We start from the raw sequence: 19,060 nt of genomic DNA on the forward strand, positions 1-19,060 counted from the left end.
AGCCAACACAGATGCAGTTTCAAGTATGACGGGTATAATCAGATCAACGCACTAGCAGGAGTTAAGGAAATGGGCATCATCGGCTGGATCTTCGCCGGCATCGCGGTCGGCATCCTGGTCGGCGCGCTGATCAAAATCTTCGGCAAGAAGAAAGAGCAGTAAGCGTCACGCTGTTCCGTGGGCCGCCAGCAGGCACTCATGGAACAGCTTCACCACCCGCTGCGGCACCGGCGAGCGGCGCAGCACGCTGGAGTATTCGCAGTGATAGCGGAACAGCGCCGGTTTGATCGCCCGCATCAGGTTCTGCGCCACGAAAAACGCCGCGTAGTGATCCGGCAAAAAGCCGACGTATTTGCCGGAGAGGATCAGCGTGGCGATCGACTCCTGCGCGAACCCCGTCGCCTTGCGATGCAAATGTTGCTGCAGGCTCAGTTCCATATTCGGCGAATGGTAGCCTAATCCCGCGAAGGCATAATTGTGCAGCAGATCCCAATTTAATGTTTCATGGGGGGCGGAAAATAATTCATGCTGCGCGCCGCAATATAAGAACATCCTCTCACTGAATAACGAATGATAAGATAAACTTTCCGCGCTGCGGTGCATGGGAATAACGCCAACCTGAAATTGCCCGTCAATGACGCCGCGCTCAATGGTATTAATCGGCTCCACGTACATTTGCAAAGAAACCTCCGGCGCGCGCTCGCTGAATAACGCGATGGCCCGGCCGATCTGCGCCTGCGGATTGCTGACCGTATGGTCGAATATCGCCACGTGCAGCTGCCCGCCCAGGCGCTGGTGCACCTCGTCCACCCCGCGCCGGAACGCCTCGGTGGCCGCCAGCAGGTTGACCGTTTCCTGGTAGATCAACAGCCCCTCGTCGGTGACCGCAAAGCCCTCGCGCCCGCGCTGGCACAGCGTCAGGCCCAGCCGCTGCTCCAGATCCTTGATGTGCTTGCTGATGGTCGACAGGCTGATGTTCAGCTCCAGCTCGGCGGCGCTCATGCCGCCGCAGTCGACCACGGCCTTGAATACCCGCAGCAAACGCAGATCCATATCCGACAATTGCCCTAACAGCGCGCGCTTTTTTACTTGCATAAAACCTTAAGTAAGTTTCGACATATGATTATTCACAGTAGAGAACAAGCGGTACATAGTCAATTTCGCACAACAATTCGTTAACAACTCGGTTTATTTCATTAATCGCTCTTATTTTCCTGTTCGGAGGAAAACATGGCCGCTGAAAATCACCCGCTAAATAGTCTCGATGCCGAAGGGTTAGAGGCCCATTGGATGCCTTTTACCGGTAACCGTAATTTTAAAGCGCAGCCGCGCATCATTACTCAAGCCGCGGGGGCGTATTACACCAGCCATGACGGCAGAAAGATTTTCGACGGCCTGTCCGGATTATGGTGTTGCGGATTGGGGCACGGCCGGCAGGAAATCACCGACGCCGCCCAGCGCCAGCTGGCGACGCTGGATTACTCGCCGGCGTTTCAGTTCGGCCACCCGCTGTCGTTCGAACTGGCCAACAAGATCAAGGCACTGACGCCGGCGGGGCTGGATTACGTGTTCTTCACCGGCTCCGGATCGGAAGCGGCGGATACCTCGCTGAAAATGGCGCGCGCGTACTGGCGCGCCAAAGGCCAGGCGGGCAAAACCTGCTTTATCGGCCGGGAAAAGGGCTATCACGGCGTTAACTTCGGCGGTATCTCGGTCGGCGGCATCGCCGGCAACCGCAAAACGTTCGGCGCCGGCGCCGAGGCGGACCACCTGCCGCATACCCTGCTGGCCGGCAACGCCTTTTCGCGCGGCATGCCGCAACAGGGGGCGGAGCTGGCGGAAGAGCTCAACCGCATCATCGCGCTGCGCGACGCCTCAACAATCGCCGCGGTGATCGTCGAACCCTTCTCCGGCTCCGCCGGGGTGATCGTGCCACCGGTCGGCTACCTGCAGCGCCTGCGCGAAATCTGCACCCAGCATGACATCCTGCTGATCTTCGACGAAGTGATCACCGCCTTCGGCCGCTGCGGCGCGATGACCGGCGCCGAGGCGTTCGGCGTCACGCCGGACATCATGAACATCGCCAAACAGGTGACCAACGGCGCGCAACCGATGGGCGCAGTGGTGGTGCGGCCGGAGATTTACCACACCTTCATGAACGGCGGCGAGCCGGACTACCAGCTCGAATTCCCGCACGGCTACACCTACTCCGCCCACCCGGTCAGCTGCGCGGTCGCGCTGGCGACGCTGGACATCCTGCAGCGCGAACAGATGGTGGAGCGCGTACAGGCGCTGGCGCCCTACTTCGAGCGCGCGGTGCACAGCCTGCAGGGGGCCAAACACGTCGCCGACATTCGCAACATCGGCCTGGCGGCCGGCATTACGCTGGCGGCACAGCCCGGCGAACTGGCGCGGCGCCCCTTCGAGGCGGCGATGCGCTGCTGGGAAAGCGGATTTTACGTGCGCTACGGCGGCGACACCCTGCAGCTGGCGCCGCCGTTCATCAGCAGCGAAGCGCAGATCGATGCGCTGATCAACGCCGTGGGCGACGCCCTCAACGCCACCGAATAAGGAGAGAACCATGACCATTACCCATTGGGTCAACGGCGAGCCCGCCGCCGGCGGCGAACGCAGCCAGCCGGTTTACGACCCGGCCACCGGCCAATCGGCGCAGGAGGTGCAGCTGGCCGACCGCGCCACGGTGGAGCGCGCCATTGCCGCCGCCGAACAGGCCTATCCCGCCTGGCGCGACACCCCGCCGCTGAAGCGTGCGCGCATCATGATGAAGCTCAAGGATCTGCTGGAGCAGCACGCCGACGCCATCTGCCAACTGATCACCGCCGAGCACGGCAAGGTGCTCAGCGACGCCCTGGGCGAACTGCAGCGCGGCATCGAGAATATCGAATACGCCGGCTATGTGCCGGAACTGCTGAAGGGCGAACACAGCAAAGAGGCCGGCCCGGGCATCGATAGCTGGAGCGAGTTTCAGCCGCTGGGGGTGGTGGCGGGCATCACGCCGTTCAACTTCCCGGCGATGGTGCCGCTGTGGATGTGGCCGATGGCGGTGGCGTGCGGCAACACTTTCGTGCTGAAGCCTTCCGAGCGCGTGCCTTCTGCCCCGCTGTATATCGCGAGGCTGGCGACGGAGGCCGGGCTGCCGCCGGGGGTGCTCAACGTGGTCAACGGCGATCGCGAAGCGGTGGAGACGCTGCTGCATGACGGGCGCGTGAAGGCGATCAGTTTCGTCGGTTCGACGCCGGTGGCGGAGCACATCTATCACACCGGCTGCGCGCAGAACAAACGGGTGCAGGCGTTGGGCGGCGCCAAGAACCACGCGGTGGTGCTGCCGGACGCCGATATCCCCGGCGCGGTCGGCGCGCTGATGGGCGCGGCCTTCGGCTCCTGCGGCCAGCGTTGCATGGCCATCCCGCTGGTGGTGGCGGTGGGCGACGGCACCGCCGAAGCGCTGATCGCCGGGCTGCGGCAACAGATGGCCGCCATGCGCGTCGGCCCCGGCAGCGACAACCGCAACGACATGGGGCCGCTGGTGACCCAACAGCATTATCAGAAGGTGAAAGGCTATATCGATCAGGGCGTGGCCGAAGGCGCCGAGCTGCTGGTGGACGGGCGCGAACTGAGCGTGACCGGCGCCGACGGCCGCCCCAGCCAGGGCTATTTCCTCGGCCCGACGCTGTTCGATCGCGTGACGCCCGGCATGCGCATCTATCAGGAGGAGATCTTCGGCCCGGTGCTCGGCGTGGTGCGCGCGGCGTCGCTGCCGGAGGCGATGGCCTTGATCGACGCCCACGAATACGGCAACGGCACCTGTCTGTTCACCCGCGACGGCGAGGCGGCGCGCTACTTCTCCAGCCGCATTCAGGTCGGCATGGTGGGGATCAACGTGGCGCTGCCGGTGCCGGTGGCCTACCACTCGTTCGGTGGCTGGAAGCGCTCGCTGTTCGGCGATCTGCACGCCTACGGCCCGGACGCCGTCAGGTTCTACACCAAACGCAAGACCGTGACCCAGCGCTGGCCGGCCTCCGGCGATGCCCGGCGCGCCAGCTTCAGCTTCCCGTCGGGATAAAAATAACAAACTTATCCCCAACGAATTTCAAGTTGCAGCCAGGCGGCAAAGTCATTCGTCTCCAGTCACTTACTTAAGTAAGTGACTGGTGCGAATGATCTGCGGCCAACAACGCTGCGGCTTGAAAGGCGCAGGGGATTTTCCGCGCGCTCCATTTGATTCCTGCGTACAGCCTGTGCAGCAAAACAATAATTCACTCACACGTTAATGGAGTCGTTATCCCATGAAAGAGTCCGCCCCTGAACACACCTTCAAAGGCAATCTCAGCGTCCTCGACGTGGTGATGATCACCGCGTCCGGCGTGACGCCGGCCAGTTCGATCTTCGTCATCGCCCCGCTGGCGATCGCCAACGCCGGCAGCGGCGCCTTTCTGTCGTTTCTGATCGCCGCCTGCGTCGCCGCCGCCATCGCGCTGTGCTATGCCGAACTCGGCGCCGCACACCCCAGCGCCGGCGGCGAATACAGCATCATCAAGCGCCTGTTCGGCACCCTGTGCGGGTTGCAGACCTATCTGTTTATCCTCAGCGCCTCGCTGTTCGTGCCGGCGGTGCTGGCCACCGGCGCGGTGCCCTACCTGAACACCGCGCTGGGCACCCAGTTCGACGCCTCGACCGCCGGCATGCTCACCGTGCTGGTCGGCGGCATCTGCGCCATTTTCAACATCAAGGCCAACGCCCTGCTGACCGGCGCCTTTCTGGTGGTGGAAGTGGCGGTGCTGGCGCTGATCGCCTGGCTCGGCTTCAGCCACCCGCATCAGAGCACGGAGATCCTCACCGCGCCGGTGATGCTGGACGCGCAGGGCAGCCTGGCGCCGGTGTCGCTGCCGCTGATCGTCGCCATGGTCGGGGTCGCGCTGTTCTCCTACAACGGCTACGGCGCGGCGGTGTACATGGCGGAAGACATGCGCGAACAGGGCAGGCCGATGGCGATCGCGATCATGCTGACGCTGGTCATCGTGGTGCTGGTGGAACTGGTGCCGTTCACCGCCCTGCTGATCGGCTCGCCGTCGCTGACGGAGATGGCCAAACAGGCCGATCCGGTCGGCTATGTGGTCACCGAGCTCGGCGGCCCGACGCTGGCGCGGGTGGTAAGCGGCGCGATTTATCTGTCAGTGTTCAACGCCATCATCGCCATCGTGGCGCAGTTCAGCCGCATGATGTTCGCCAGCGGGCGCGACGGTTTCTGGCTGTCGGCGTTTAACCGGGCGCTGAAAATCATCCACCCGCGCTTCGGCACCCCCTGGATCGCCACCCTGCTGTTCGGCGTGCCGTCGGCGCTGCTGGCGTTTTGCTCCGATCTCGAATCGCTGACCTCGTTCACCGTGATCCTGCTGCTGCTGGTGTACATCATCATGGCGGTAGCGGCGCTGATCAGCCGCCGTCGCCGCCACTTCCACCACCCGTACCTGATGCCGCTGTGGCCGCTGCCGGTGGTGGTGGCGCTGCTGTGCTGCCTGTACGTGCTGTGGACGATTTTGATCGCCAGCAGCCTGAAAGACTTTATTATCATTGCCGGCATCATCGGCTTCGGGCTGGCGCTGAACCATCTGCGCGGCCGCCAACCGGCGCCCCTCGCCGCCCCCTCAATAGAAGGAGAATAACCATGACGCAGCGCGCTCAGGATCTGGGCATTATCATCGGACAGGGCACGCCCGGCCCGCTGAACGCCATCACCGACGTGCCCGGCGTGCGCGTCGGCCATGCCAGCATTCATGCCGATTTGGCGGACGGGCGCAGCGTGCGCACCGGCGTGACGGTGATCGAACCGCGCCCCGGCTCCGCCCGCCACGCGCCCTGCTTTGCCGGGGTGCACGTGCTGAACGGCAACGGCGACGCCACCGGCCTGGAATGGGTGCGCGAAGCGGGCCTGCTGACCAGCCCGATCGCCTTCACCAACACCCACAGCGTAGGCGTGGTGCGCGATGCGCTGATCGCGCTGGAGCGTGAAACGCTGCCCGCGGGCGACAACGCGGTGTATTGGAATATGCCGGTGGTGATGGAAACCTTCGACGGCCTGCTCAACGACATCAACGGCTTTCACGTCAAGGCCGAGCACGTGCGCCAGGCGCAGCAGGCGGCCCGGGGCGGCTTGCCGCAGGAAGGCGCGGTCGGCGGCGGCAGCGGCATGATCTGCCATGAATTCAAAGGCGGCAGCGGCACCGCGTCGCGCCGCTTGCCCGCCGATCAGGGCGGCTGGACAGTGGGCGCCATCGTGCAGGCCAACCACGGCAAGCGCGAGTCGCTGCTGGTAGGCGGTTACCCGGTGGGCCGGCACCTGGGGCATCTCCCCTCGCCGTTCACGCCGCAGTTGCCGCATCCCGGCATGGGCTCCATCGTGGTGGCGCTGGCGACCGACGCGCCGCTGCTGCCGCACCAGTGTGCGCGGCTGGCGCAGCGCGCCAGCATCGGCATCGCCCGCACCGGCGGCGGCACCGAGGATTCGAGCGGCGATATTTTCATCGCCTTCGCTACCGGCAACGACGGCCTGCCGCCCGCCGACTACGCCAATAAAGGCGCCTTCACCACGCCGCTGCGCATGGTGAACAACGACTATATTTCGGCGCTGTTCGCCGCCGCGGCGGAAGCGGTGGAGGAAGCGATCGTCAATGCGTTGCTGGCGGCCAATACCGTCAGCGGCAACGGCCACCGGGCGGAAGGGTTGAGCGCCGAGCAGCTGGTGACGGCGCTGGAGAAGGCCGGCTGGCGGCGCTAAAAAACACAGGGCGCGGGGATTAACCGCGCCCTGCTCATCAGGATTCGCCGCCCGGCTTGGGCGGCGGGTAGTCGTAATCCAGCCGCAACGGTTCGGCGTAGACGCTGTTCCACAGCTGTTGGTACAGCTTGTCCAATCGCCCGCTCATCGCCGCGCTGTGCATCACCAGCTCCAGATTGCGCGAGTTGTCCAGATAGCCGCCGGTCCAGTTGCTGGTGCCCACCCAGGCAATCTCATCGTCGATGGTCATCAGCTTGCTGTGGATGACGCGGGCGAACGGAATGAAGCCGCTGCTGGCCGGCGGAATGGTCACCACCTTGATCTGCACATTCGGCACCAGCGCCAGGCTCTTCAGCCAGGCGATATCCGGCTTTTTGGTGTTCCAGTTGGCCACCATCAGCTCAATCTGCACCCCGCGCGCCGCCGCGCTGCGCAGCGCGTTGTCGATCACCGCATAGAAGGGGCGGCTGCGTTCCGGGCCGAACGACAGCGGCGCGTAGTCCATCACCTGCACCCGCACCCGCCGCTTGGCGCCGGCCAGCAGGCGCGGCAGCTCGGCCTGCGAGTCAATCACCCCCGCCGGGTTGTAGGCGCGCGGGCTGGCCGCCAGATAGTTGCCCTGCGGCTGCGCCGTCGGCGGCGAATCGGGCAGCGCCGGCACCGGCTTATCCTGCGCCAACAGCGCCTGCGCCTGCCAGTCCTGTTCGAAGATCGCCTGGATCTGCCCCACCACCTTGGCGTCGCTGATGCGCAGCCCGGTTTCGTGAATGTGTTCCAGCGCGCGCCAGTCGAAGTTCTGGCTGCCGACGAACGCCTGCTCCCCGTCCACCAGCAGATATTTGGCGTGCAGAATGCCGCCGCTCAGCTTCTGGTAAGGAATAATGCGCAGCTCCAGATTGGGGATCGCCTTCAGCTGTTCCAGCGTCTCGGCGGTAGACATGCGAAGGCCCTTCTCTTCCAGCAAAAAGCGGATTTTCACCCCGCGTTCGCCGGCCGCCTTCAGGTGCTGCAGCACGCCGTCCAGCAGCGAACCGTCCTGATTCGCCACGTAAAACTGCCCCAGATCGATGCGGGTCTTCGCCGCGTCGAACATCTCGCGCCACACCTCGGCGGTGTTGCGCAGATCGTCGGCCTGCAGCGCGGTTTCCACCGGTGCGGTGTACACCAGCTCATAGCCGGGAATAGCAAAACGCGCCGCGGCGCTCTGGCTCAACATCAACAAACAACCGCCCCACAATGCCGTATAAAGGCGGCCGAGCGGCCGCCGTACTGGATGGCCATTAGGCATAGCGCGGCGCCCCGCTGTCAACCCATTGTTCGCCGCTGCCGCTCTCCGGGCGGCTGGCCGGTTGGCCGGCGCGGATCAGCAGCACCTTCAGCAGTTCGTTGATGCGCTCCATGCGGCTCTGCAGGAAGTTGTTGGCCACCAGGCACAGCAGCGCAATGGCGATGCCGAGGCCAGTGGCGTACAGCGCGGTGCCCATCCCGGCCGACACCAGGCTCGGCTCGGACACCCCCGAGGCGGCCAGCGCCTTGAAGGTTTCGATGATCCCCATCACCGTGCCCAGCAGCCCCAGCAGCGGCGCGGCGGTGACCACGGTTTCCAGCAGCCACAGGCCGCGCGCCATCGGCGGCTTGCTCAGCAGGTACTGGGCGTCGATCAGATCGCCGATCGCCTCACGGTCGCCGGCGCGGTGTTTCTGCGCCAATACCGGCGCGATCACCGTCATCGGCAGGCTGTTGCGCTGGGTCAGCTCGTCCGGCAGATCGGCGGCGCGGCGCACGTCCGGCGTCAGCGCCTGCTCCAGCCGGCGCGCCTGGCGCTGGGTGTAGGCGAAGTACAGCGTGCGTTCGATGATGATCACCAGCGCAATCGCCAGCGCGGCGTACATCACGTAGAAAATAATGTCGTGCAACAGATTGGCGTCCATACAGGGGTCCTCTTCCCCGCCACCCGGCAGGCGGCGGGGCATTCAGTTAAAAGGTGGCTTCCAGCGAGACGCTGAAGGTGCGTTCTTCGCCGACGTTGTAATACGGCGTGCTGGCCCTCACGCCGCCGTAAGGCGCCGCGTTGAAGGTGGTGGTGCGCACCGAGGTCAGGTATTCCTTGTCAAACAGGTTGCTGATGCCAAAGCGCAGCGCGGCGCTTTTGACAATTTTCTTGTCCACCGGCAGATGCACGCCCGCCGCCAGATCGAACACCGTGCGGCCACCGATCTTCTCGTCGTTGGTCAGATCGCCGTAGAACGCACTGACGTACTTGCCGCTGACGCTGCCGTAATACAGCCCGTCGTCATAACCCAGCGTCATGTTCAGCAGGTTTTTCGGCACGTTCGGCACCTCTTTGCCGGAGGTCGGCAGCGGCAGCCCGCCGTTGCTGACGATATCGTTCTTCTGCTTCGATTCGGTGTAGGTATACGAGGTGTAGTAGTTGAAGTTATGCGGCAACTGGCCGCTCCACTCCAGCTCCAGCCCTTTGTTCTCCACGTTGCCGATGTTCATCATCTCGTAGTCGCCGGCCGCGTTGGTGGTGGAGATCTGGCGATCGCTGTAGCGCATGTAAAACAGCGTGGCGCTCAGCAGCATGTCCTCTTGCTGGAAACGCCAGCCCAGTTCGTGGTTCCAGCTTAGCTCAGGCTTGGTGCTGAGCGAGTCGCCGACGTTGTACAGCACGTAGTTGGGCGGCGTGCGCATGTTGCGCGTCAGGTTGTAGAACACCTGGTTTTCCTGGTTCACCTTATAGCTGGCGCTGAAGTTCGGCAGGAATTCATGATAGGTGGCTTTGCGCTTCTCCGGCACATTGTACAGGCTGCCGCGGTTGTCCCCTTTGCGCTCCACATACTGATAGGCCAGGCCGCCGACGAAGGTCCAGTCCGGCGTGGCGAACCAGGTATCCTGCAGCCACACCTTCTGCGCCGGGGTGATGGTGTACTGGTTGCGCCCCTGCACCGTATTGCCGTTGGCGTCCTTCACCTGATCGGAGCCGCCAGGTTTTCCCCAAATCTGCGCCGGGTTGCCGTCGTCCTTGATGCTGATGAACGGCTGGGTTTGCAGCTGGCGCGCACGCTCATACCAGTAGCCGATATCCAGGCTGTGCTGCTCGTTGATGTCCCACTTCAGCTTGGTGGTGATGCCCGGCCGCCAGGTTTGGGTCCACGACGGGCGGTAATAGGTGTTGGACTGCAGGTTGCTGAGGTCATACTGCCCGGCCCTGTCCGACGTGCTGGACAGTACCGATGCCGTCTGGCCGTTGAAACTGCCGCCGTTGCCCCAGTAGTAATACGGCTGCAGGGTCAGCGACAGGTCGTCGCGCAGCTGCAGTTTCTGGGTGAACGATAGCGTGAAGTTCTCGAACGGGTTGCGTTCGATCTTGTAATACTTGTTCAACTGCCCTTTGCTGTTGTACTCCGGCGTGGTGGCGTAATCGGTACCACGCCCATCGTTTTGGAACTGCGCCTTGCTCAGGGTGTTGTAGTTGGTGTTGTTCTGGCGGTTGTACTTCATCACCAGATTGCTGCTGTTGCCGTTGCCGTCTTCATACAGCGAGTTCATCTCGAACTTGTCGGAGTACAGGCGCCCTTCGCCGCGCCACTTCTTCGCCTCGGTGTGCGAATAAGATATCCAGTTGCTGAAACCGTTGTATTCGCCGGTCTCCAGACGGGCGAAGGTTTTGCTCAGGTTATTGCTGCCCAGCGTCTGTTTGAGGAAACCGCCGAAGTCTTTCGCCGGGCGGCGCGTCACCAGGCCAATGTTGCCGCCGCTGGAGCCGATGTGCGGGCCGTCCGCTTCGGAGGAGCCCTGGGTGACGAACACCTCTTCCAGGTTCTCCGCATCGCCCAGCAGGTTCGGGTATACCGCGTAGTTGCCGGAGTCGTTGATCGGGATGCCGTCCATCGACAGGCCGATCTGATCCGAGTTCATGCCGCGCATGGTGTAGTCCACGCCGCTCAGGCCGCTGGCGTCGTTGCTGTTGACGTTCAGGCCCGGCGTGTATTTCAGCTTATCGATGGCGTTGGCCGCCGACGGCATTTTATCCATCGCTTCTTTGGTGACGGTGGAGCGAGCCTTGGCGCTGTCATCCTGCACCATCATGCCGCCGCCGAGCGACTGCCCCTTGACGCTGATGGTGCCGACATCGGTGGCGTCGGCCGCCAGCGCGGCGCCCGGCAGCATCGCCGACATCACCGCCAGATAGATCCCAGAACGATTAAACGATTTCATTGTGTGCATCCCATAAAAATCAAACGATTAACCCTTGCGCTAAGGCGCCTGATAATTGAACGTCGCGGTAAATCTTTTGGTTGTTTGCCCGGCGAACGCCTCGCTCGGGAACGGCTTTACTGAACTGATGCTTTGCAGGCTGCTCATCGCCGCGCGGTTCAGCAGCATGCTGGCGGCTTTGTTGGCGATGCCGGAAGAGAGCACCCGCCCGCTGCGATCGACCTCCAGCCACACTTCGACGTTGCCCTGCGGGCGCTCGAGCGAGGCCTGGCGCCCGCTTGGGTAGCGCTTGCGCTGTTCCAGCTCGCGGCGCAAGGCCAGCAGATAGCCGTTTTCGATCGCCTGCGCATTCACCTTCGGCGCGGCCGGGGCGGTCGGTGCGGGCTGCGCCGCCGGTTTGCTGACCAGCGCGCGCGGGGCGGCGGGCGCCGGCGTCGGTTTAGGCTTCTCTACCGGTTTGGCTTTCTCTTTCACCGGTTTGGGTTTGGGCTTCGGCTGCGGTTTTGGCACCGGCTTGGCTTCCACGATCGGTTCCGGCGCCGGCACTACCGGTTCGGGGATCGGCTCCGGCTCCGGCTCGGGCGGCGGCGGTTCTGGCTGGGGCTCCGGCGGCGTTTCCGGTTGAGGTTCAGGCGCCGGTTCAGGCTCCACCAGCGCCAGTTCGATGGCGGTTTCGTCGTAGCGCGGCTGGATCTTCAGCGCCGCCTGCTGGCTGGCGAACAGCAGGCAACCGGCGACAATCAGCGCCGGCAACCAGCTGAAAAGATGACGTGAGCGATAGAGCAGATACATGTCACAGCTTCCGTGTCGCGATGGAGACGGAGAAGAAACCGCCCTGGCGCAGGTTGTCCATCACCGCCACCAGCCGCTCGACCGCCACGCCCTTGTCGCTGTTGACGATGATGGTGGTGGTCTGGTTGGCCTGCTGCTGTTGCTTCAACGTGTTGACCAGCGCGTCGAGCGCGATCGGCTGGCCATCCAGCTGCAGCTGTTCGTCGGCCCCCAGCGTGATGATCGCTTTCTTCTGCGGCTTCAGCTGCTGCGCGCTGCCGGCGGACGGCAGCTGCGTTTTCAGCCCGAGCGCAGGAATGACGTTCAGGCTAATCAAGACGAAAAACACCAATAAAAACATCATCACGTCGATCATCGGGATCAGTTCGATGTGCGCTTTGTTCTTTTTCGGTTCGTTCCAGTTACGCATGACACTCCCTCCCAAAAGCGAAGCAGCCAATATAGGAGGGGTTTGTTTACCTTTTGTTACGCTTGTGTGATCTTATTTTCACAGTGTGGATTTTTTGCGAGAATTTTTTCAATGGCAGGCGATAACGGAAGAGATATAACTTATTAATTAGCGATAGTTTTTATTGGAATAATTGCGAGGCGGGCATTTCAGAGAACCAAAGCCAGAGGGGATAATGTGATAATAGTGACAGCCCAAACGGTCACTACAACAAGACCTCAAGCCCGTGCTTGCGTACGATCGAAAGCAGCTTAAGCGACACGCCGCCCGGCCGTTTCACCCCCGTCTCCCATTTCTGTATGGTCGACACGCTGGTATTCAGATAACGGGCAAAAACCGGTTGGCTTAAACGTAACTGCTCGCGCAACGCTTTGATCTCCTGGGGCTGCAACATCTCGACCGGAGCAAGGCAAGACTCATCAAAACTGCGTAGGGTTTCCAGAGAAATGGCGCCAGCACGATGCAATCCTTCAGCGGCGCTGTGAATCGCCTCAAAGGCCTGACTCCGAAACGTTTTTTCCTGCTTCATGGCAAATCTCCACCCATTCTTTTTTCACAACCAGGGATTCGACCTGGTCGTCGCTCAACGCGCCAAACTGCATCGCTAACTTGCGAAAAGCGTGTAATTCTGCCCCTGTAATATTGGTCTGGGCCTGCTTGGCAAACAAAAAAACAAACACCCAGTGCCGACCATTTTTCGCTAATACCAACGCGCGGTCGCGATTATGATTAAGACGTTTTTTAAATACGCCACCGCCTAAATCTGCAGCCAAACCCCGTTGCACATCTTTTACTGCCCGACACAACGCCTTATCGGTGATGCCGTGAGCCCGAGCTTTCCTGCTAAACCAACAAGTTTTAAATGTACGCATTGCGATGGGCTTCCCGTAAAAACGTAGCACTTAGTGAGACACTTTTCCAGTGCATTCCCCCCCGCCAGCATCGCTTTAAACATTGATGACGACCACCATGAGAAACCCGATTTGCATGATGACGCGCATAATGACTTCTTTCAGTGCAACGTTGAGGGCATCATTGCGCACGCACACGCAACAGCATGTTTTACAGGCATAAAAAAAGACGCCCGCAGGCGTCTTTTTGGCATTTTCACTGAGGCCGGAAGGCAATCAGTTCACTTTCACCGGCATACCGGAACGGGCCTTGATCGCCGCGTCCACTTCGCTCTGGTTGACGCCGGCGTCCATCAGCACTTTGCCGACCGGCGCGGAGATGGTCAGCGGCACCGGATCTTTGGATTGCAGCTGCTCTTCGTTGGCCGACAACGGGTTGTGCACTTCCACGTAGCGCGAGCCGTCCGGTTCGACGGTGGCTTTCATCGGTTCGTTGATGAACTGCACGCGGGTGCCGACCGGCACGTTCTCGAACAGGTACTTGATGTCGTCGGCGCGCAGACGCACACAGCCGTGGCTCACGCGCAGGCCGATGCCGAAGTTGGCGTTAGTGCCGTGGATGGCGTACAGGCGGCCAACATACAGCGCATACAGCCCCATCGGGTTATCCGGGCCGGCCGGGAACACCGCAGGCAGGATCTCGCCGTCGGCCGCGTATTCGGCGCGCATCTTGGCGGTCGGCGTCCAGGTCGGGCCGTCTTTCTTGCGCTGCACGGTGGTGGTCCAGTTCAGCGGGGTGTCTTTACCCAACTGGCCGATGCCGATCGGCAGCACCACCACGGTGTTGGAGCCTTTCGGGTAGTAGTACAGACGCATCTCGGCGCTGTTGATGATGATGCCTTCACGCGGCGCGTCCGGCAGGATCAGCTGCTGCGGGATGGTCAGGGTGCTGCCGGCCTTCGGCAGGAACGGATCCACGCCCGGGTTGGCTTCCAGCATGTTGCTCAGCCCCATCTGATACTGGGCGGCGAAGCTTTCCAGCGGCAGTTTGCTGTCTTCCGGTACGGTGATTTGGATATTTTCGCCCACCAAACGGCTGTCTTTTGGCGGCAGCGGGTAAACGACGGCGAAGGCAGCCTGGCTGAATGCAACCAGTGCCGTAAACAGGGTTAATAACGCGCGAATGCTCATTTTCATCTTCGTGTTGGTCAAGGCCACTGGCGATTAGGGGGATCGGTTTCTACGGCCACTTTTACCCCGATGGGTTTCAGCCGGCAGCCAAGCGCTGCGGCCTGAAAAACAGGGGGGATTTGACCGGATGCGCATTATATGTGCACATCAATCAAAGTGTGAACCATTACCGATGTAATATCGCAATTTTTTGTAACCTGAAGCGCCACGAAGGCGATTTTTTGCGAGAACCGCCGCCTAACCGGCGGCGGCCAACGCTTCTACCCGCCGGATCGGGATCAGATATTCGCAGCGGATCGCCGCGCCGCCGAGCGGGCAGCGGCCCTCCTGCGCCGGGTAGAAAAGCTCGATATCCTGCCCCGGCCGACGGATGGCGTTCATCTGCGGCATCGCGGTGTCATACAATCGGACGATAAAGTTTTGTAACCCTTCCTCCTGCCCTTGATAGGTGAAGCGGGCATACTCACCCTGTTCGATAGTCACCCGCTCCCCCATCGCCCCTTCGTCCGGCAAAGCGGCGGTGTAGGCCATGCGCGGGTTACCCCGGCGTTGCCGATCGACCTCCAGGCTGGTGAGGCCGTATACCACCTCCGGCAGCGCCTGCGGCGGCAGCAGCTGCCGCCAGGCGTGGCGGCGCAGCTCGCACTTGGAGGCCGCCAGCTGCCCCAGCGTAAAGCTGCGGCGCTGGGTATGGCCCACCAGCTGCATGGCGGGCAGCGTCACGATATCGGCCTGCGGCAACGGTGTTTCGGTCAGCCGCAGCGGCGGCTGCAGGCCATAGCTCGACCAATCCTGGCTGCGGCGATAGCTGGCCGGCGGCAAACCGAACTGCTTGCGGAAGCAACGGGTGAAGGTCTGCTGCGAATCGAACTGGTAAGTGTCGGCGATGCAGGCCACGCTGGTGCCGGTCAGGCGCAGTTCGCGCGCGGCGGCGGTCAGCCTTCTGCGGCGCGCGTACGTGCCGAGAATATGGCCGGTATGTTGCTTGAACATCCGCTGCAAATGCCACTTGGAGTAGCCGGACTTGGCGGCAATGTCGTCCAGCGTCAGCGGCTGATCCAGGCTCTGCTCGATCCAGGCCAGCAGCTGTTCAATCACCTGTTGCTGGTGCATGGTATTCCCCTTATTTTAACAATAACGTCTGCGCCAATACCCGGCCGGCGGCTTCATCGGCGGCCACCAGCACCGGATAGCCCCAGAACTTGGCGCCGTATTCGGCGAACTCTTCCGCCGCCGCGCGTTTGGCGTCGTCCGGCTCCAGCATGATCATGCCTTTCACCCACAGCTTCAGCGCCTCGCGGTTATCGCGTTTCCACAGCGCCACCTGGGTGCGGGCATCGCGATCGTGTTCTTCTTCTTCATCGCCGACGCTGCGGTCGGTCATCAGGACAAAAGGCTCGGCGCGCGCCAGCAGCGCGCTGAATTCGGCCAGCTCGGCCTGGGTATCGCGCCCGTTTTGGCGCATCCATACCAGCGGAAAATCGGCGGTATCCAATGACATAATCAGTTTCCTCAGGAAAGGGTTTAGGACTGGCGCTTACTTTATCGGCACCGGCGCTAGACCACATTGCGCAATCAGGACATAATACTTTTCAATTCCGCCAAATTGAGAATTGTTCTCATGAAAGTACAGATCCCCCGCCGCTGTCTGGATATCGATCAGGTGCCGCGCCCGCTGTTTGCCCTGCAAGGTTCGACCCTCGAGCAGGATTGGGAAGTCGAGCCGCACCGCCACCAGAAGGCGCAGCTGATTTACACCGTGCGCGGCATGATCCGCTGCGAAGTGGAAAACGGGCTGTGGCTGGTGCCGCCACAGTGCGCACTGTGGATGCCGGGCAACGTGTTGCACAACGCCCAGGGCGCCGGCTCCACCGAGGCCTACTGCCTGTTCGTCGATCAACATGCCGCCGCCGGTCTGCCGCAAAACTGCTGCACGCTGTCGGTCTCGCCGCTGCTGCGCGAACTGCTGCTGCAGGCCACCACCTTCGAACCGCTCTACGACGAACAGGGCGCCGAAGGGCGCCTGACGGCGGTGTTGCTGGATCAGCTGGTAGCCGCGCCGATCGAAAATCTGCACCTGCCGGTATCCGACGACGCGCGCATCCGGCAGTTGACCGAAGGCATGCTGAGCTGCCCGGCGGACAAATCCACCCTCGGGCAGTGGGCGCAGCGCATCGGCATGAGCGAGCGCTCACTCAGCCGCACCTTGCAACAACAGATGGGCATGAGCTTCGGCCACTGGCGGCGCCAGCTGCACGTGATGCTGGCGCTGCAGCGCTTGACGCAGGGCGAGAGCGTGCAGACGGTGGCGCTGGATCTGGGCTACGAGAGCGCCAGCGGCTTCGTCACCATGTTCAGAAAGGCGGTAGGCAAACCGCCGGCGCGCTACCTGGCGGAGCGCAACGCCTCTGGAGAGACCCTGGGCGGCGCAATTACCATGTGAAAAAGCCGGCGCAGGCGCCGGCTTGGAGCAGGTGAAAATCAGAAGTCGTAGAACACCGTAATCCAGGTGGAGTCCGGCTCGTTGTCGCTGCTGTTGGCCAGCGTGCGCTCCACATACACCGACAGACCGTAACCGATGGTGGTGCCCGCGCCGAGGTAAACGTGGTTGGCGTGATACGCCTCGTCCCCCTTCAGCCGCAGCGAGTCCGCCGCCACGTATGGCTGGATCGATTTGAGGAACGGCTTGTCGATATTGAAGGTGTAACCGACGAAGCCTTCCAACCCGTAACCGTCACCGGCGAAGAAGTGCGACAGCGTGCGCTGGCGGGTGCTCGGCACATAGTCTTTGTAGTAGCTGGCGGTGCCGACGATGTACCAGTTGTTCGGCTGCCAGGTCAACGCGGTGCCGGACAGCTGCTGGTGATAATCCTTTTCGTTGTACAGATTGTCTTTGATCTTCGCGTCGGTATAACTGTAGGCCGCGCTGAAGGTGAAATCCTTCGTCACCTTGTAATCGAAGCCCAGCCCGCCCCCGCCCTTGCGGCGATAAATCAGGTTATCCGCGGTGTGCAGATCGTCTTCCGGCAATAAATAGTTGGCGTACAGCGTTACCGGCCCGAAATCATTGGTGTACTTGATGCTGTTTTTCGGTTTATTGCCGCCGTCGTAGTCGCCGGAAATACCGATGCCGGTGCCGCCCGCGTGGCCATCGTTATCCCAGACGTCGCTTTTGATGCCGACCACCGAATAATAGATGCCGTATTGATGGCCGTAGGTCAGGGTGCCGTAACGATCGTCTTTGAAACCGGCGTACAGCTGGCGCTGATAGTCGCGCTTGCCGTCTTCGTTATAGTGCCCGTCCCAGCTGAGCGCGTGCGCCAGATCGACGCCCCACTCGTAATAGCCGATGATCGAGGTGTTCTGCGTCAGCGCATAGTCGCCGCTGAAGCGAAAACGCGTGCCGCCGTCGTGGCCGTTTTTGTCATAGCCCGGCTCCGGGCCGTTATTGAAGATCCACTCGGGGCGAATGCTGCCGCCCACCTTTAAACTGAGCGGTGCCAGCAACACATTGCTCTGCGGGTTTTTATCCAGAATGGTGATCTCGGCCTGTGCGCCGGCGGATAACGCCGACAGCAAGACGCCGCCAATGAATATTGGCGTTGTATTTTTTCTCATTATTACCCCTGCCCGAAAAAATTATTGTTATTAACACGGTGGTCTTAAGCCACGCGGAAATAATTACCCGATGTGAACAGCGCACGCAAGATATAAAAACTCACGCCATAACCTGCCATTATTTCAGGTTGGATTTAATTTCAGCAAAAACGTGTTCATCTGTAACGCAGGGAAAAATAATGTAATAACCGCAGCACAAAATAAACCAATCCGCACGTTTCACCCAAAATAAACCGGCGTGATTATCTGGGAATAAAGATAGCAAATAACAAATAAATATTATTGCCGCAGGTAAACCGTCACGCAGGGGAATTAACTCATAGCGGGAAATAACGACGGAGCGCGTTGCGCGCTCCGGGAAAGAGAATTCACTACTGCGCCAGCCAGCCGCCGTCCATGTTCCAGGCGGCGCCGCGCACCTGCGCCGCCGCATCGCTGCACAGGAACAGCGCCAGCTCGCCGAGCTGCTCTGGCGTGACGAACTCTTGCGACGGCTGCTTCTCCGCCAACAGCTCATCGCGCGCCCGCTGCGGGTCGGTGCCGGCGGCAATGCGCTTGTCGATCTGCTGCTGCACCAGCGGCGTCAGCACCCAGCCGGGGCAGATGGCGTTGCAGGTGACGGGCGTGCGCGCGGTCTCCAGCGCCAGCGTCTTGGTCAGCCCCACCACGCCGTGCTTGGCCGCCACATAGGCCGACTTGTCTCTCGACGCCACCAGCCCGTGCACCGACGCCACGTTGATGATGCGCCCCCAGTTGCGCTCGCGCATCCCCGGCAGCGCCAATCGGCAGGTGTGGAACACCGCCGACAGGTTGATGGCGAGGATGGCGTTCCATTTCTCCACCGGGAACTGATCCAGCGGCGCCACGTGTTGAATGCCGGCGTTGTTCACCAGAATGTCCACGCCGCCGAACTCGCGTTCGGCATACTGCATCATGTCGGCTATCTGGGCCGCATCGCCGAGATCGGCGCCGTGATAGCCCGGCGCGGCGCCCAGCTGCGCGACCTGCGCTTGCGCCTGCGCCACGTCGCCGAAGCCGTTGAGGATCACGCGCGCGCCGGCGGCGGCCAGCACGGACGCTATCCCGAGGCCGATGCCGCTGGTCGAGCCGGTCACCAGCGCGGTTTTGCCTTGTACAGTCATG

Annotated in this window: 18 protein-coding genes; 5 read left to right on the forward strand and 13 right to left on the reverse strand. The window is 61.9% G+C overall.

Features of this window, described 5'->3' with window-relative positions:
• Positions 1–165: 165 nt before the first annotated feature.
• On the reverse strand, positions 166–1,095 hold the full coding sequence (locus ACJ8HB_RS11080) for a LysR family transcriptional regulator (protein ID WP_033648549.1): 930 nt from the start codon (positions 1,093–1,095) through the stop codon (positions 166–168).
• A gap of 135 nt (positions 1,096–1,230) precedes the next feature.
• On the opposite strand from ACJ8HB_RS11080, the gene ACJ8HB_RS11085 reads away from it, so the two are divergent.
• The 4 genes from ACJ8HB_RS11085 (at position 1,231) to ACJ8HB_RS11100 (ending at position 6,796) form a co-directional block, all read left to right on the forward strand.
• The gene (locus ACJ8HB_RS11085; protein WP_094859828.1) at positions 1,231–2,571 is read left to right on the forward strand and encodes an aspartate aminotransferase family protein; all 1,341 of its coding nucleotides are present in this window, start codon (positions 1,231–1,233) and stop codon (positions 2,569–2,571) included.
• 10 nt (positions 2,572–2,581) lie between these two features.
• Entirely contained in the window at positions 2,582–4,084 is a 1,503-nt protein-coding gene (locus tag ACJ8HB_RS11090) for a CoA-acylating methylmalonate-semialdehyde dehydrogenase (protein WP_047569474.1), read from the forward strand.
• 223 nt (positions 4,085–4,307) lie between these two features.
• Entirely contained in the window at positions 4,308–5,684 is a 1,377-nt protein-coding gene (locus tag ACJ8HB_RS11095; RefSeq protein ID WP_047569476.1) for an APC family permease, read from the forward strand.
• 2 nt (positions 5,685–5,686) lie between these two features.
• Positions 5,687–6,796: a DmpA family aminopeptidase gene (locus ACJ8HB_RS11100; RefSeq protein WP_033652835.1), complete on the forward strand. Its 1,110-nt coding sequence runs from the start codon at positions 5,687–5,689 to the stop codon at positions 6,794–6,796.
• A gap of 37 nt (positions 6,797–6,833) precedes the next feature.
• On the opposite strand, the gene ACJ8HB_RS11105 is transcribed toward ACJ8HB_RS11100, so the two are convergent.
• The 10 genes from ACJ8HB_RS11105 to ACJ8HB_RS11150 form a co-directional block, all read right to left on the reverse strand.
• On the reverse strand, positions 6,834–8,084 hold the full coding sequence (locus ACJ8HB_RS11105; RefSeq protein WP_039567548.1) for a phospholipase D-like domain-containing protein: 1,251 nt from the start codon (positions 8,082–8,084) through the stop codon (positions 6,834–6,836).
• A complete protein-coding gene (locus ACJ8HB_RS11110; RefSeq protein ID WP_033636949.1) occupies positions 8,077–8,727 on the reverse strand; it encodes a MotA/TolQ/ExbB proton channel family protein in 651 nt (216 codons plus the stop codon). The genes ACJ8HB_RS11105 and ACJ8HB_RS11110 overlap by 8 nt, the downstream gene beginning before the upstream one ends.
• A gap of 46 nt (positions 8,728–8,773) precedes the next feature.
• The gene (locus ACJ8HB_RS11115) at positions 8,774–11,017 is read right to left on the reverse strand and encodes a TonB-dependent receptor family protein (protein ID WP_033636947.1); all 2,244 of its coding nucleotides are present in this window, start codon (positions 11,015–11,017) and stop codon (positions 8,774–8,776) included.
• Between the two features lie 39 nt (positions 11,018–11,056).
• On the reverse strand, positions 11,057–11,809 hold the full coding sequence (locus ACJ8HB_RS11120) for an energy transducer TonB family protein (RefSeq protein WP_047569479.1): 753 nt from the start codon (positions 11,807–11,809) through the stop codon (positions 11,057–11,059).
• 1 nt (position 11,810) lies between these two features.
• Positions 11,811–12,218, reverse strand: coding sequence for an ExbD/TolR family protein (locus ACJ8HB_RS11125; RefSeq protein ID WP_004933244.1), 408 nt, complete (start codon positions 12,216–12,218; stop codon positions 11,811–11,813).
• 244 nt (positions 12,219–12,462) lie between these two features.
• Positions 12,463–12,786 carry a helix-turn-helix domain-containing protein gene (locus ACJ8HB_RS11130; RefSeq protein ID WP_047569482.1) on the reverse strand — a complete coding sequence of 108 codons (324 nt, stop codon included), beginning with the start codon at positions 12,784–12,786 and terminating at the stop codon, positions 12,463–12,465.
• Complete coding sequence (locus ACJ8HB_RS11135) at positions 12,749–13,129, reverse strand: type II toxin-antitoxin system RelE/ParE family toxin (protein ID WP_072021590.1); 381 nt, start codon at positions 13,127–13,129, stop codon at positions 12,749–12,751. Before ACJ8HB_RS11135 ends, ACJ8HB_RS11130 begins: the two co-directional genes overlap by 38 nt.
• Positions 13,130–13,384: 255 nt before the next feature.
• Positions 13,385–14,305, reverse strand: coding sequence for a L,D-transpeptidase family protein (locus ACJ8HB_RS11140; protein ID WP_025305160.1), 921 nt, complete (start codon positions 14,303–14,305; stop codon positions 13,385–13,387).
• Positions 14,306–14,536: 231 nt separating this feature from the next.
• Positions 14,537–15,412, reverse strand: a complete 876-nt coding sequence (locus ACJ8HB_RS11145; RefSeq protein ID WP_033648560.1) for a helix-turn-helix domain-containing protein — start codon at positions 15,410–15,412, stop codon at positions 14,537–14,539.
• Between the two features lie 10 nt (positions 15,413–15,422).
• Positions 15,423–15,800 (reverse strand): hypothetical protein, encoded by a 378-nt coding sequence (locus ACJ8HB_RS11150; protein ID WP_033636939.1) that lies wholly within the window; start codon positions 15,798–15,800, stop codon positions 15,423–15,425.
• 120 nt (positions 15,801–15,920) lie between these two features.
• Between ACJ8HB_RS11150 and ACJ8HB_RS11155 the strand changes: the two genes are divergently transcribed.
• Positions 15,921–16,742: an AraC family transcriptional regulator gene (locus ACJ8HB_RS11155; RefSeq protein WP_047569483.1), complete on the forward strand. Its 822-nt coding sequence runs from the start codon at positions 15,921–15,923 to the stop codon at positions 16,740–16,742.
• Between the two features lie 38 nt (positions 16,743–16,780).
• Here ACJ8HB_RS11155 and ACJ8HB_RS11160 read toward each other — a convergent pair whose 3' ends face one another.
• Positions 16,781–17,917 carry a porin gene (locus ACJ8HB_RS11160; RefSeq protein WP_047569485.1) on the reverse strand — a complete coding sequence of 379 codons (1,137 nt, stop codon included), beginning with the start codon at positions 17,915–17,917 and terminating at the stop codon, positions 16,781–16,783.
• A gap of 371 nt (positions 17,918–18,288) precedes the next feature.
• Positions 18,289–19,059 carry a 3-hydroxybutyrate dehydrogenase gene (locus ACJ8HB_RS11165; protein ID WP_047569487.1) on the reverse strand — a complete coding sequence of 257 codons (771 nt, stop codon included), beginning with the start codon at positions 19,057–19,059 and terminating at the stop codon, positions 18,289–18,291.
• Position 19,060 lies beyond the last annotated feature (1 nt).

The organism is Serratia sp. CY27727 (genome assembly GCF_052169275.1).
Taxonomy (GTDB): domain Bacteria; phylum Pseudomonadota; class Gammaproteobacteria; order Enterobacterales; family Enterobacteriaceae; genus Serratia; species Serratia sarumanii.